Below are 14,062 nucleotides of genomic sequence, written 5' to 3'. Positions count from 1 at the left end.
TTTGCCTGCCGGTCGCCCGGCCGTTCTCCACCGACATAGGCGGTTGGAACACGCAAATCAACGGAAAGCCGCGGGGATGCGACCTTGTGTGGCGGTTACCACAGTCTGCTGCGGCGCCAATTGGGCCGACACGAAAGAGCTTGCAATTCCGTGCCATTCTGGCGCATGAAGCGCGCCTAAACGGTGCACTTTTTCACGGCAGCGGAAACCCCCATGAATCGTCGACGCAAAATCTATGAGGGCAAGGGCAAGATCCTTTTTGAGGGTCCTGAACCGGGCACTCTGGTCCAGTATTTCAAGGACGACACCACGGCCGGAGACGGCGCTCGTCTTGAGATCATCGACGGCAAGGGCGTGCTGAACAACCGAATCTCCGAATTCGTGTTCACCAAGCTCAACACCATGGGCATCCCGACCCACTTCCTGCGCCGCATCAACATGCGCGAGCAGCTGATCAAGGAAGTCGAGATCATCCCGCTCGAAGTGGTCGTGCGCAATTACGCCGCCGGCTCGCTCTGCAAGCGCCTGGGTCTCGAAGCGGGCACGCAGCTGCCCCGCTCGATCATCGAATTCTACTACAAGGACGATGCGCTCAAGGATCCGATGGTTTCGGAAGAGCATATCACCGCTTTCGGCTGGGCCACCCCGGCCGAGCTCGACGACATCATGAGCCTCGCCATCCGCGTCAACGACTTCCTGACCGGGCTGTTCATGGGCGTCGGCATCCAGCTCATCGACTTCAAGATCGAATGCGGCCGCCTCTATGAAGGCGACCTGATGCGCATCGTGCTGGCTGACGAAATCAGCCCGGACAATTGCCGTCTGTGGGACATCAAGACTCGCAACAAGATGGACAAGGATCGCTTCCGCGAAAACCTCGGCGGTCTCGTCGAAAGCTATCGCGAAGTGGCCCAGCGCCTCGGCATCCTCGTTGAAAACGACAATGCGCTGACCACCGGTCCGCGACTCGTTCAGTAGCTTTTCGGGAAGACACCATGAAAGCGCGCGTTACCGTCACGCTCAAGGCTGGCGTTCTCGATCCCCAGGGCCAGGCCATTGAAGGCTCCCTGGCCTCCCTCGGCTTTGGCGGCGTCAAGGGCGTCCGCCAGGGCAAGGTTTTTGATCTCGTTCTCGACGGCACCGATGTGGAAGCCGCACGGACGCAGTTGACCGGCATGTGCGAGAAGCTGCTCGCCAATACCGTGATCGAAAACTACCAGATCGAAATCTCTAATTAACGCTTAATTGCGATAACAGATTACGCGCCGCAGATGGCGCAGGACCGTATGCACATGCGTAAGACCCAGATTGCTCTCTCAGTAATGTTTTTCGCCTCGATCGGCCTGCTTTTCGCAGCTTACGCCTCGGTTCCCGTCTGACGGACGGCCTTAGGGCATTTCTTACCAAGCCAACAATTGTCTAGAAGCTGACTGCTGGCCTTAACCGGCTGGTGTCGAGCGTTTGCTATCGTGCGCCGAAATCGCATGGGAGCGCGACAATGGCCGTGGGCAAGCAAAGACTTGATTGGGTTGATATGGCCAAGGGCCTGTCGATCTTTCTCGTCGTCATCATGTATTGTGCATCGAGCGTGGGTGAGGATACCGGCCAGACCGGTTTCCTGCACTGGACCATCGCCTTTGCCATGCCCTTCCGCATGCCCGAATTCTTCCTGATTTCGGGGCTGTTCCTGAGCCAGGTCATCGACCGGCCATGGCGTGCCTATACCGATCGCCGGATCGTCCACTACTTCTATTTCTACGCGCTCTGGGCGGTGATCCACATCGTCTTCAAGGTGGCGCTTATCGGCCGCGATCCCGTGGGCGCGCTGAGCTATCTCGCCTGGGCGGTAGTCGAGCCCTATGGCGTGCTGTGGTTCATCTACATGCTCGGCATCTTCGGGCTCACGAGCAAGCTGCTACACCAGTTCAAGGTGCCGCATTGGGCGGCGCTGTTGGTGGGGGCGGTGCTGCAGATGGCAGCGGTTCATACCGGCAGCTACCTCATCGACCAGTTCTGCGCCTATTTCGTCTATTTCTACGCCGGCTATGTCTTTGCGCCGCAGATCTTCCGGATCGCCGATTGGTCGTTCGGCCATGTCGGCGCAGCGCTTGGCGTGCTTGCGGCATGGGCGGTCGTAAATGCCGTTCTCGTCTTCACACCGGGCTTCCGTCTCGATCCCGTGCATATCCAGATGGGTTGGGGCGCCCTGCCCGGCGTTCATCTTCTGGCTGCGCTGGCCGGCTCAGTGGCCATCTGCATTGCTTCGGCGCTTCTGGTTCGCCTGCCTTGGATGAATTGGCTGCGCTGGATGGGCACCAAATCTCTGGTCGTCTACGTGGCGTTCGTCCTCCCCATGGGCATTGCGCGCACCCTGCTGCTTGCCGTGGGCATCGAGGAGCCCAACCTCGTGAGCCTCATCATCATGGTCGTCGCGATTGGCTCGCCACTGGTGTTGTGGTGGATCACGGAAAAGGTTGGCTTTGGCAAGTTCCTGTTCGAGCGTCCGGCCTGGGCGCATCTGCCGGGTTCGCAATCGGCCAGGCCCGTGGCCGCGCCCGCCGAATAGGAGCCATTCGCCGACAAGATACAAAATCCCTGCGAAAGCGGGGATTTTGCTTTAGGCACATGCAGATGCGCGGGGGCAGACGGCGCGGCCCGCGATGCAGCGCTGTCACAAAGTCATGGGGAATCCCCCAGCCCCCTTGCCTTTTCGAGCAAGACTGATCACAAGGGCCTCGCATCAGTTCAGACACAGCAAGGATCGCCCGATGAAGGCCGCCGTCATCGTGTTTCCCGGACTCAATCGCGACCGCGACATGATCGCGGCGCTGACCAAGATCGGGGGCGTGGCGCCTGCCGAGGTCTGGCATCAGGACGCCGACATCCCTGATGTCGACCTGATCGTCATCCCGGGTGGTTTTTCCTACGGTGACTATCTGCGCTGCGGCGCCATCGCTGCCCGGTCTCCGATGATGGACAAGATCCGCGAACGTGCCGCCAAGGGCGTGAAGGTTCTGGGTGTCTGCAATGGCTTCCAGATCCTGATCGAGGCAGGCCTGCTGCCGGGCGCCCTGATGCGCAACACCTCGCTGAAATTCGTCTGCCGCGAAGTGAAGCTCGAAGTCACCAATACCGACAACGTCTTCACCAATGGCTACACCAAGGGCCAGATCATTCGCTGCCCGGTGGCTCACCATGACGGCAACTATTTCGCCGATGCCGAGACGCTGGCGACCCTTGAAGGCGATGGGCGCGTTGCCTTCCGCTATGCCGAGGGCACCAATCCCAACGGCTCGATCAACAATATCGCCGGCATTCTCAACGCGGAAAAGAATGTGCTCGGCCTGATGCCCCACCCGGAGAACCTCATCGAGGCTGCACATGGCGGCATTGATGGGCGCGCGCTGTTTGCGGCGCTCCTCGACAAGGCGGCCTGAGGCCAACGGCCTCAATCGCAGTGGGAGAGCAGCATGGTTGATGCAAACAATCCACTCAATGTCGGCATCGTCGTTTTTCCCGACGTCGAGGAACTGGACTTCGTTGGCCCCTGGGAAGTCTTCACCATGGCCGCGCAGCTGGGCGCACCTCTCAAAGCCTTCACGCTCGCATGGCCGGAAAAGGCACTGCGCTGCGCCAAGGGCCTGCGCATCGAAGCCGACTACGACTTTTCCGATGCCCCACACGCCGATCTGGTGATTGTGCCGGGTGGCAAGGGCACGCGTACCGTCATCATGGATGACGCGTTCATCGATACTCTGCGCGACTATCTGGCCGCGGCTAAGTGGCAGGCGTCCGTCTGCACCGGCGCAGCCCTGCTGGGCCAGACCGGCTTCCTTGATGGCAAGCGGGCGACGACCAACCACGCCGCCATGGACTGGGTCCGCAGCATGGCCGTCAAAGCCTACTTCTCCGCTGACGAACGCTATGTCCGCCATGGCAGCGTCGTCACCAGCGGCGGTGTTTCCGCCGGCATCGATATGTCGCTGTGGTTCGTCGGCCATCTCTTCGGCCACGACCTTGCCCATGAGACGCAGCGCGCCATGGAATATTACCCCGAGCCCCCCTACGGAACGACCCGATGACCCTTCGTAACGACATCGAAATCACCCCGCAGCTGGTCGCCGACCACGGGCTCAAGGCGGATGAATATCAGAAGATTCTCGACCTGATCGGTCGCGAGCCGACCTATACCGAGCTCGGCATTTTCTCGGCGATGTGGAACGAGCACTGCTCTTACAAGAGCTCGAAGAAATGGCTGCGCACGCTGCCGACCCAGGGGCCGCGCGTGATCCAGGGGCCGGGGGAAAATGCCGGCGTCGTCGATATTGGCGATGGTCAGGCAGTCGTCTTCAAGATGGAATCGCACAACCACCCGAGCTTCATCGAGCCCTATCAGGGCGCGGCGACCGGCGTGGGCGGTATTCTGCGCGACGTCTTCACCATGGGTGCCCGCCCGGTCGCGGCGATGAACGCGCTGCGCTTTGGCGCACCTGAGCACGAAAAGACGCGGCACCTGGTGCACGGCGTCGTGGCCGGCGTTGGCGGCTATGGCAATTCCTTCGGCGTGCCGACTGTGGCCGGCGAAGTCGAGTTCGACGCGCGCTACAACGGCAACAACCTCGTCAACGCCTTTGCTGCCGGCCTCGCCGACACCGACAAGATTTTCTACTCCAAGGCCGAAGGCGTCGGCCTGCCGGTCGTCTATCTCGGCGCCAAGACGGGCCGCGATGGCGTTGGCGGCGCGACCATGGCCTCGGCCGAGTTCGGCGACGACATCGAGGAAAAGCGCCCGACCGTGCAGGTCGGCGACCCCTTCACCGAAAAGCGCCTGCTGGAAGCCTGCCTTGAGCTGATGGCGACCGGTGCCGTCATTGCCATTCAGGACATGGGTGCTGCTGGCCTCACCTGTTCGGCCGTCGAAATGGGCGCCAAGGGCGACCTCGGCATCGAGCTGAACCTCGACAAGGTGCCGGTGCGCGAAGAGCATATGACGGCCTATGAAATGATGCTCTCCGAATCCCAGGAGCGCATGCTCATGGTGCTGCATCCGGAAAAAGAACCGGAGGCCCGCGCTGTATTCGAAAAGTGGGCACTCGACTTTGCCACCGTCGGCAAGACCACCGACGACCTGCGTTTCCGCGTACTCTGGCAGGGCGAGGAAGTCGCCAATCTGCCGATCAAGGAACTCGGCGACGAGGCTCCAGAATATGATCGTCCTTGGGTCGAGCCGAAGATTCCGGCGGCGCTCGCAGCCAATGACGTGCCGCAGATGGACGTTGCCGATGCGCTTCTGAAGCTCGTTGGCGGCCACCAGTGCTCGTCGCGCCGCTGGGTCTACGAGCAATACGACACGATGATCCAGGGCAACAGCATTCAGCGTCCGGGCGGCGATGCCGGCGTGATCCGTGTGCTCGGCCATGACAGCAAGGGCCTCGCGTTTACCTCGGACGTCAATCCGCGCTATTGCGAAGCCAACCCCTATGAGGGCGGCAAGCAGGCCGTGGCCGAATGCTGGCGTAACCTCACCGCTACCGGTGCAGAGCCGCTGGCAGCGACCGACAACCTCAATTTCGGCAATCCCGAGCGCCCGGAAATCATGGGCCAGCTGGTGAAGGCCGTGGGTGGCATTGGCGATGCCTGCCGTGCGCTCGATTTCCCGATCGTGTCGGGCAATGTCTCGCTCTACAACGAAACCAATGGCCGCGGCATTCTGCCGACGCCGACCATTGGCGGCGTTGGCCTCTTGCCCGATTGGCAGAAGAGCGTCCGCATCGGCTTTACCGAAGCCAACCAGCCGATCCTGCTCATCGGCGGTCCGGCCCTGCGCGGAACGCATCTCGGTCAGTCGATCTATCTGCGCGACCTCTTCGATCGCCGCGATGGCGATGCCCCGCATGTGGACCTTGCTGCCGAACGCAAGACTGGCGACTTCGTCCGCAAGCTGATCCGTTCGGGCGTGGTTACCGCTTGTCACGATCTGTCGGATGGCGGCCTCGGTGTTGCCCTGGCCGAAATGGCGATTTCCGGCGGCATCGGCGCGACTGTCGTGGATGTCGAAGGCCACGATCCGCTGCTGCAGTATTTCGGTGAAGACCAGGGCCGCTATCTCCTGACGCTCAACCTCGATCCGCAGGGCGAGGAGATTGTTGCGCTCTGGGAAGAGGCAAAGTCGCTTGGCATCGAGGCGCCGTGGATCGGCACGACCGGCGGTACGGACCTCGTTCTGGGCAAGGCCAAGCCGGTTTCGGTGGCCGCGCTGACATCGGCCCACGAAGACTGGTTCCCCAACTATATGTCGGCTTGATTAGCGCTTAGCCGGCGCCTGCCATATGATCGCCGCTCTTTGGTACGCCAAAGGGCGGCGTAGTATTTTCTGGAGCGTCTGATGAGATCGAAGCGTTTTCTGGCGATCGTCGTGGGTTTGGGCGCAGCAGCCATGCCGGTTGCAGCGCTTGGTCAGAGCGTCAACGTCACGCGCTCCATCTTTGCCGACCAGCCCTACACGCTGATCTATCCCGAAGCGATGATCGCCGCTGGCGGTGCCGGCGAGCCCCTGACGATCAACCATCCCGACGCGCCGCTGCAATGCGATCTTAGCGTTGTGCCGGTGGAGGACGGAGACTGGACGGCCGACTCAGCACTGTCGAGCCTCGACACCACCGCCGTGGCCACCGCGTGGTCCGAAACATTCCCCGGCTTTGTCCTGGGCAATACCGGCACCACACAATATCAGGACGCGACGGCGCTCATTTACGAAGGCACGAGCGAAAGCTCGCCTATGAACGTACCTGTGACGCTGGTGCACACCGAAACGGTCGCCTCGGGCCGCGGCTATGCGCTCGACTGCATCTACGCCACCTCGGTTGCCGAGCAGATTCGCCCGGTCGTCGATTTCATCGTGGCCAATTTCGCTACACGCTCTGACGCAGAATGCTGCATCGGCGCCACCGCCGAAACGGAGTCGGCCCCGGCGCAATAGCACCGGCCCGATATTGAAGCTGCCGCACTCGCGTGCCATATCAAGGACATGCGCCGGAAACGGCAGAAACGAGCACGGGAGACTGCACATGCCAATGGACGCCACCGAGATCGAGCGCCGCATCAAGGCTGCCCTGCCCGATGCTGAAATCGAAATTCGCGACCTTGCCGGCGACGGCGATCACTGGGCAGCCTCCGTGATTTCCGAGAGCTTTCGAGGCAAGACTCGCGTGCAGCAGCACAAGATGGTCTATGACAGCCTGCAGGGCGACATGGGCGGTGCACTGCATGCATTGGCCCTCCAAACCAGCATACCCGAATAAGCTGAATGTCAGGCCTGCGCGAGTCGCTCGACCTGATCCGCATGGTTCGGCCCGAGGCCGGTACTGCGGCAATTGACCATGAAATTGCGGCCGAGCGGGCCAGCTCGCTCGGCGCGGCAGAAGCCAGAGTCATCAAGACGCTGAAGGCATTGGCCGAAGCATCGGCCAATCGAGAGGTCGTCCTCGACGATGCTCGGGACGCCGTGTGGTCCTATTTCGTGCAACGCGAACTGGTCGGTTTCCGCCGGCATGCGGACGTTATTCTAGCGCTCGCCATTCCCGGCGACGTTCTCGTCGGGCTCGGAGCCAGGCCGGCGCGGCGGCCATGACTGAACCGGGTTGCAGGTTCTGCCGGGCCAATGGCCTCTTGTCCGACAGCGCTGTGCTCGAAACGCAGTATTTTTATGTCCTCGCCAGCCGTGATCCCGCCTTGCAGCGCGCCGGCATGATCGTGCCTCACCGCCATAGCGAAAACCCCTTCGAGATGACGCCTGAGGAATGGGCCGACTTCGGCCCGGCGCTCGCGGCCGCTCGTGAGCATTTCTCGAGCCATCAGCCCGATGGCTACACTTTGGGCTGGAATGTCGGTGCGGTTGGCGGACAGAACGTATTCCACACGCATCTTCACATCATCCCGCGCTTTGCGGGCGAAGCGCTCGAGGGCAAGGGCATCCGATATGCGTTCAAGCAGCAGGGGGCAAAGCATGACACGCGCGGTGATCTTTGATGTCGATGGTGTGCTTGTCCACGGCTACCACGCCCGCCCCGACCTGCACGAAACCTTCGATGACAAGCTCCGCGGCCTCGGCATCAACGCGGACCGCTTTCAGCGGGAATTCATCCACGACATCTTCATGAAGCGCGTGCTTATCGGCGAGGTCCCCATGGTAGAAGCACTCGACCGGCGCTTGCGGGCCTTTGGCTACAAGGGTTCAACGATGACCGTGCTCGATCTCTGGATGAGCCATGACTGCTTTCCGAACTCGACCATGATCGAGACCGTCCAGAAGCTGAAGGCGCATCCGGAAATCAGGCTCTATCTGGCCACCAATCAGGACCACAGCCGCGCGCAGTTTCTTTGGCAGTCCCTGGGCCTCAAGGACATTTTTGAGGACATGTTCTACTCGGCCCGATTTGGCCGGACCAAAGCGCATAAGAAGTTCTACGAGATGGCAGAGGAAAGGATGCCGTCCTCCGAACTGCCACCCTTGTTCTTCGACGACACACCAAAAGTCGTTGACGCAGCACACAAACATGGCTGGGAGGCAGTTTTGTTCGATACAGTCGCAGACTGTGCCAACCACCCCTGGATTGCCGCGCGGCTCAAGACGACCGCGCCGGCCTGAACCAGCCCTTGGAGTTGACGATGATCCGCCTGGCCCTTGCCGCCGCTGCATTTGCTGCGTTCGCCGTGCCCACATTTGCCCAGGAAGCCCTGTGCTTCCAGAACGGGAATTTCCTCGTCATCGCCCAGGAGCGCTCCGAGGACGTCGGCATGAACATCCTTGCCCGCGCTCCGGCCCGCGGCAAGATCAAGTGCGAGTATGCCGAGCGTGAGGGCGATTTCCTCGTCAATCCGGACGGAGAACCGCTTTGGTATCAGGGCCTTGCGGGCAACTATCTGGTACTGACCCGCTCGACCGGGCCTGACGGCGATATTGTCATCTATGACCTTGCCAATCAGAACCTTTTCATCGACGAACCGGCCGATGACGAAGTGACAGTGGCTGACGAGACCGTGACTTACTGGCAGCGGACCAAGGCGGGAACGGCCAAGAACTGCCCCGAATTTGGCGAGTACACAGCGAACGGCCTTGGGGCGATCATTGCCGAAGAGCGAGTGCTTGATGTCGCCTCCGGCGAAGTGACGGCAACCGGCGAAAAGCGCTGCACCGCGACACAATGACAAACATCGCCATCCGCCGATGGCCGATCTCGACAGCGCCACAGTCCTGTCCTATTTAATGACTGAGTTCCGCCGGGCCTTGACCCCGGTTTACTGAAAGGCTCCTCCCCATGACCGATATCAACGCCTTTATCGATGAGAAGGTGAAGAACAACGACGTGTTCCTTTTCATGAAGGGCACGCCCGATTTCCCGCAGTGCGGCTTCTCCGGCCAGGTCGTTCAGATCCTGAACTATCTCGGCATCGACTATGACAGCGCCAACGTGCTCGAAAGCGCCGAACTGCGCGATGGCATCAAGGCCTATTCCAACTGGCCGACCATTCCGCAGCTCTATGTAAAGGGCGAATTCATCGGCGGCGCCGATATCACCCGCGAAATGTTCCAGTCGGGCGAATTGCAGACGCACCTGCAGCAGGCCGGCATCGCAGTCAAGCAGAGCGCCTGATCGCTCGCTTGTCGGGAATTTGAAGGCCCTGCCCTAGCCCGGCGGGGCCTTTTGCTTTTCGAGGCGGGCGACGGCAGCAAGCATCCGCGGATGCTTCACAAGATCAGCCAGTGCCCAATTGTGCACCAGCCAGGACGGGCTGCCGTGCCAGCGGTCGTCAACAAGGCGATCAATGACGTCGAGCGCAAGGTCTGCCTCACCTGCGCAGGCAAGCGCACAGGCGGCATGAAATCCGAGCCAGACGATCTCATCCCGTCCGGCGAGGAAGTGCTGGGCGAGACCTAGCCACTCCCCGGTTGTCAGATCGCCGCAGTTTTCGGCCGGCAGCGAAGCGCTGAAGGCTGTGGTGGGAATGGGCTCCCCGGCGCCCACGCTACGGGCAAGGGCGATAGAACCGCGGTTGGAGGCGTGGCAATGCCAACCCATGTGGCAGACACCGGCAGCGCTGGCCGCCAGGAGGGTCGCCCTAAGCGCGTGGCCGGCAAGTCCACGACGGCGATGATCAGCGTGTGTCCAGACGCCGATCTCGGCCCGGTTGCCCAGAATGACATCGGGCAGGCAGCGAGAGACTTCTTGTTCGCCAAAGAAGACGCGGTGGCCAAAGTTGGCCGCCTCCCGGACGATCCGGTAACCCGCGGGCAAAGCCTGCGGGGGCGAGACATCAAGTGGCAACGAGAACACTAGCCGAGGATGCCGAAGCAAATAGGCACTGGGCAGCGCCGATGGCACTGGCTCTGTGCCGGTGACGTGGAGATAGACCCAATCGTCGAGGTGATCCGCCAATGCCTGAGCGACATCAGGAGACAACTCAGCACCGCCAAGCAGATAGGTGCCCTCTGGCCCATCGAGCACAGCAAGCGTGGGTTGCTCCACATCATCGACGTGTATCGCCCCTTCGGCCATCCCTTCGATGACGGCGGCAATGCTGAGGTGGATTTCACCGGCCGCCGCCGAGAGGGTTCTTAGTCGCCTGTAGTTCTTGGGGTGAAGCTCAACAAGGTTCATGCGTTTTGTTCCCACCCCCACCGGACAGGGTCAAGTCATCACGGGAACTGATGGAGCCCATTCGAGAATATCGCTTTGCGTGATGACGACCCGGGCGTACTAAAAGACTCTATCGTCCGGATGATCCCCATGAATACTTCCGCCCTTCGCCCCGCAGTACCGCTGCTCGTGCTGATCATCGCCGGCTGCATCGTGGCAGCCATCGGCAATGGCGTCCGCACCAGTTTTGGCCTCTTTACCCTGCCAATGACAGGTGACCTCGGGCTGACGCGCGAGAGCTGGGGCATGGCCATGGCAATCCAGAATCTGGCCTGGGGCATCGCCCAGCCTTTTGCCGGCGCCTATGCCGACCGCGTCGGCACGGGTCGCACCATCGCCATCGGCGCGGCAATCTATGCCATCGGCGTTCTTGGCATGGCGTTTTCCCCCAATGCCGGCTGGCTCACCCTGACGGCGGGCATCATCACCGGCGTCGGCATTGCCATCTGTTCATTTTCGGTGGTCATGGCCGCCTTTGGCCGGTCCGTACCGATGGAAAAGCGCTCGCTGATATTCGGCGTCGCCACGGCGGCTTCGTCCTTCGGCCAGTTCGCCTTCGCGCCTGTCAGCCAGGGCTTCATCAATGCATTCGGCTGGCAATCCGCCCTCATCTATCTCGCCATGGCATTGCTGCTCGTCATTCCCCTGAGCTACGCCTTGCGCGGGCGCACCGAAAACCCGGTCGGTCACGCCGACTTGCCTTTCATGCAGGCGCTCGCCAGGGCCTGGGGTCATGGTTCGTACCGCCTGCTTGTCATCGGTTTCTTCGTTTGCGGCTTTCACCTCGCCTTCATCAACGTCCACATGCCCGCCTATCTCGTGCAATGCGGACTCTCGCCTGAAGTCGGCAGCTGGACGATCGCCGTCATCGGTCTTTTCAATATCGTCGGCTCGCTGCTCGCCGGCTATCTGGGCGGCAAATGGCCCAAGCAGCTGCTTCTGGCGTCCATCTATTTCCTGCGCGCCGTGGCGATCGGCCTCTTCCTGCTCATCCCGGTGAGCGAAATCACCGCCTATGCCTTTGCGGCCGCCATGGGCCTTCTATGGCTTTCGACCGTGCCGTTGACCGCGGGCCTCGTAACCCTGTTCTTCGGCGCCCGCTATATGGGCCTGCTCTATGGCGTGGCTTTCTTCAGCCACCAGCTCGGCTCCTTTGTCGGCGTATGGCTTGGCGGATTCGCATTTGACGTGACCGGCTCCTATGCCCTGGTCTGGTATCTCGGCATCGTTCTGGGTCTTGCCTCCGCGGCGCTGCATATCCCGATCAACGAACGCAGTGTGCCGAGCTTTGCCCTCAAGCCCGCCTGAGGACAAATTTCCAATTATCGTCATTTGACGATATAGACTTGCCAATGCGGCCGGACAGGTTCATGGTCCGGCCGTAATTCTGCCGCCCCTCCCCCTGGGCGCCCCTATTCTGAGCAATAATCATGTCCGACCATTTCACTCGGGTGCTTTCGCGCCCCGAATTCATTGCCCTTATGGCCGCGCTGATGGCGCTCAATGCCCTTGCCATCGACGTCATGCTGCCGGCGCTGCCCTATATGGGCGAGGCCCTGGGTGTCGCCAACGAGAACGAACGCCAGTTCGTCGTCTCCTCCTACATGCTGGGCATGGGTATAGCCGTGCTCGCTTTCGGCCCGCTGTCTGATCGCTTCGGCCGCCGCGCGCCGCTGCTTGTCGGCATGGGCATCTACATCGTTGCCGCGATCGCTGCGATTTTCGCGCCGACCTTCGGCGCCCTGCTGCTGCTGCGCTTCATCCAGGGCATGGGCGCGGCCAGCGTGCGCGTGATCACCATGTCCGTGGTGCGCGACCGGTATTCCGGCCGGGAAATGGCCGAAGTCATGTCGCTGACCTTCATGGTGTTCATGGCCATTCCGATCATCGCGCCCGGTGTTGGTCAGATCCTGCTGCTGACTGGCCCCTGGCAGACGATCTTCATCTTCATGGGTGTGCTCGCCGCCGCCTTCTGGCTCTGGACCTACAAGCGCCTGCCGGAAACGCTGGCTCTGGACAAGCGTCGCCCGCTGACCTTGTCGGGCATCGCGACGAGCTTCAAAATCGTCTTCACCAACCGCCCGGCGATTTCCTACGGCCTGGCCGGCATGTTCCTGTTCGGGGCGCTGTTTGGCTTCATCAGCTCAAGCCAGCAGATCTATGTCGACATCTACGGGCTCGGCGTCTACTTCCCGGTCGCCTTCGCTGCCATGGCTGGCCTGATGGCGGTGTCGTCCTTCACCAATTCGCGCATCGTCCGGCGCCTCGGGATGCGTCGCCTGTCCCATGGTGCCATGCTGTCCTTCACCGTTTTCAGTGGTATCTGGCTGGCTCTGGCGCTTGCGGGTTTCATGCCTCTTTGGCTGTTCTTCCCGCTGCTTGCCGTCATCATGTTCAGCTTCGGCTGGGCCTCGTCGAACATGAATTCGCTGTCCATGGAGCCGCTGGGCGCCGTGGCGGGCACGGCATCCTCGGTCTTCGGTTTCATCCAGACCGTGGGCGGCGCGTTGATCGGCGGCTATACCGGCCAGCATTTTGACGGCACCACCGTGCCGGCGGCAACGGGTTATTTCGCCATGGGCGTGCTGGCGCTGATCTGCATTCTCATTGCCGAGAAGGGCAAACTCTTCGGCGTTGGTGAGCAATATGCCCATGCCAAGGGCGAACCCGTGATGGAAGCCCACTAAGCAACAAGCCACCCGGTTTCGCCGGGTGGCTTTTTTCTTGGCTAGTTTGCCGGCTCGGCGCTCGGCAGCGCCAGTTGGCTGCGGTCGGAATAGACGTGATCGACAAGGCCCCAGGCCTTGGCGTCCTCCGGGGCCATATACCGATCGCGCTCCAAGGCGGCTTCGACCTCTTCGTATGTCCGTCCACAATGCCTGGCATAGATGTTGTTGGTCAGGCGCTTGAGCCGCATGCTCTCTTCGGCATGGATCATGATGTCGGTAACCTTGCCCTGATAGCCGCCTGAGGGCTGGTGCATCATGATCGACGTATTCGGCAGGCTGGCGCGCTGGCCAGCTTCGCCCGCGGCGAGGATGAGCGTCGCTGCCGAGGCGGCCATGCCCATGCAGAGCGTGCCGACCGGAGCCTTGATGAACTGCATTGTGTCGTACATGGAGAGCGCCGCAGTTACGACGCCGCCGGGCGAGTTGATATACATGTAGATCGGCTTGGTCGGCGCTTCGGCCTCGAGGAACAGCAGCTGGGCACAGACCAGCGAGGCCATATTGTCCTCGACCTCGCCATTCACAAAAATGATCCGCTCGCGCAGCAGCCGAGAGTAAATGTCGAAAGCCCGTTCGCCGCGGCTCGATTGTTCCACGACCATGGGGACGAGTTGCATCATGTCGCGCATAGGCGAC

At 61.4% G+C, this 14,062-nt stretch carries 17 protein-coding genes; 15 read left to right on the top strand and 2 right to left on the bottom strand.

What is annotated here, in order from left to right:
• Positions 1–213: 213 nt before the first annotated feature.
• The 13 genes from purC (at position 214) to grxD (ending at position 9,653) form a co-directional block, all read left to right on the top strand.
• Positions 214–978: a phosphoribosylaminoimidazolesuccinocarboxamide synthase gene (gene purC / locus ACSQ2A_RS18315; protein ID WP_056307427.1), complete on the top strand. Its 765-nt coding sequence runs from the start codon at positions 214–216 to the stop codon at positions 976–978.
• Between the two features lie 17 nt (positions 979–995).
• On the top strand, positions 996–1,238 hold the full coding sequence (gene purS, locus ACSQ2A_RS18310) for a phosphoribosylformylglycinamidine synthase subunit PurS (RefSeq protein ID WP_056307425.1): 243 nt from the start codon (positions 996–998) through the stop codon (positions 1,236–1,238).
• 260 nt (positions 1,239–1,498) lie between these two features.
• Complete coding sequence (locus ACSQ2A_RS18305) at positions 1,499–2,566, top strand: acyltransferase family protein (RefSeq protein ID WP_436073389.1); 1,068 nt, start codon at positions 1,499–1,501, stop codon at positions 2,564–2,566.
• A gap of 202 nt (positions 2,567–2,768) precedes the next feature.
• Entirely contained in the window at positions 2,769–3,437 is a 669-nt protein-coding gene (gene purQ, locus ACSQ2A_RS18300; protein WP_436073388.1) for a phosphoribosylformylglycinamidine synthase subunit PurQ, read from the top strand.
• A 33-nt stretch (positions 3,438–3,470) separates the two neighbouring features.
• The gene (locus ACSQ2A_RS18295; RefSeq protein ID WP_436073387.1) at positions 3,471–4,082 is read left to right on the top strand and encodes a DJ-1/PfpI family protein; all 612 of its coding nucleotides are present in this window, start codon (positions 3,471–3,473) and stop codon (positions 4,080–4,082) included.
• Positions 4,079–6,304, top strand: a complete 2,226-nt coding sequence (purL, locus tag ACSQ2A_RS18290; RefSeq protein ID WP_436073386.1) for a phosphoribosylformylglycinamidine synthase subunit PurL — start codon at positions 4,079–4,081, stop codon at positions 6,302–6,304. Before ACSQ2A_RS18295 ends, purL begins: the two co-directional genes overlap by 4 nt.
• A gap of 81 nt (positions 6,305–6,385) precedes the next feature.
• Positions 6,386–6,979, top strand: coding sequence for a hypothetical protein (locus ACSQ2A_RS18285; RefSeq protein ID WP_436073385.1), 594 nt, complete (start codon positions 6,386–6,388; stop codon positions 6,977–6,979).
• Positions 6,980–7,067: 88 nt separating this feature from the next.
• The gene (locus ACSQ2A_RS18280) at positions 7,068–7,301 is read left to right on the top strand and encodes a BolA/IbaG family iron-sulfur metabolism protein (RefSeq protein WP_035083355.1); all 234 of its coding nucleotides are present in this window, start codon (positions 7,068–7,070) and stop codon (positions 7,299–7,301) included.
• Between the two features lie 5 nt (positions 7,302–7,306).
• Positions 7,307–7,630 carry a DUF6665 family protein gene (locus tag ACSQ2A_RS18275; RefSeq protein WP_436073384.1) on the top strand — a complete coding sequence of 108 codons (324 nt, stop codon included), beginning with the start codon at positions 7,307–7,309 and terminating at the stop codon, positions 7,628–7,630.
• Entirely contained in the window at positions 7,627–8,028 is a 402-nt protein-coding gene (locus ACSQ2A_RS18270) for an HIT family protein (RefSeq protein ID WP_436073383.1), read from the top strand. Before ACSQ2A_RS18275 ends, ACSQ2A_RS18270 begins: the two co-directional genes overlap by 4 nt.
• On the top strand, positions 8,006–8,647 hold the full coding sequence (locus tag ACSQ2A_RS18265; RefSeq protein WP_436073382.1) for an HAD family hydrolase: 642 nt from the start codon (positions 8,006–8,008) through the stop codon (positions 8,645–8,647). Before ACSQ2A_RS18270 ends, ACSQ2A_RS18265 begins: the two co-directional genes overlap by 23 nt.
• 20 nt (positions 8,648–8,667) lie before the next feature.
• Complete coding sequence (locus ACSQ2A_RS18260) at positions 8,668–9,207, top strand: hypothetical protein (protein ID WP_436073381.1); 540 nt, start codon at positions 8,668–8,670, stop codon at positions 9,205–9,207.
• 110 nt (positions 9,208–9,317) lie between these two features.
• On the top strand, positions 9,318–9,653 hold the full coding sequence (gene grxD, locus ACSQ2A_RS18255) for a Grx4 family monothiol glutaredoxin (RefSeq protein ID WP_295411678.1): 336 nt from the start codon (positions 9,318–9,320) through the stop codon (positions 9,651–9,653).
• A 33-nt stretch (positions 9,654–9,686) separates the two neighbouring features.
• Here the strand turns inward: grxD and ACSQ2A_RS18250 are convergent, their stop codons facing one another.
• Positions 9,687–10,658 (bottom strand): GNAT family N-acetyltransferase, encoded by a 972-nt coding sequence (locus ACSQ2A_RS18250; RefSeq protein ID WP_436073380.1) that lies wholly within the window; start codon positions 10,656–10,658, stop codon positions 9,687–9,689.
• 129 nt (positions 10,659–10,787) lie between these two features.
• On the opposite strand from ACSQ2A_RS18250, the gene ACSQ2A_RS18245 reads away from it, so the two are divergent.
• The gene (locus ACSQ2A_RS18245; RefSeq protein ID WP_436073379.1) at positions 10,788–12,005 is read left to right on the top strand and encodes an MFS transporter; all 1,218 of its coding nucleotides are present in this window, start codon (positions 10,788–10,790) and stop codon (positions 12,003–12,005) included.
• A gap of 122 nt (positions 12,006–12,127) precedes the next feature.
• Complete coding sequence (locus ACSQ2A_RS18240; protein ID WP_436073378.1) at positions 12,128–13,384, top strand: multidrug effflux MFS transporter; 1,257 nt, start codon at positions 12,128–12,130, stop codon at positions 13,382–13,384.
• Positions 13,385–13,425: 41 nt separating this feature from the next.
• Here ACSQ2A_RS18240 and ACSQ2A_RS18235 read toward each other — a convergent pair whose 3' ends face one another.
• Positions 13,426–14,055, bottom strand: coding sequence for an ATP-dependent Clp protease proteolytic subunit (locus tag ACSQ2A_RS18235; RefSeq protein ID WP_436073377.1), 630 nt, complete (start codon positions 14,053–14,055; stop codon positions 13,426–13,428).
• Positions 14,056–14,062 lie beyond the last annotated feature (7 nt).

Source organism: Devosia sp. LjRoot3 (genome assembly GCF_964252865.1).
Lineage (GTDB): Bacteria > Pseudomonadota > Alphaproteobacteria > Rhizobiales > Devosiaceae > Devosia.
The sequence above is the reverse complement of the archived record's forward strand: the minus strand, read 5'-3'. Positions and strand labels throughout refer to the sequence as shown.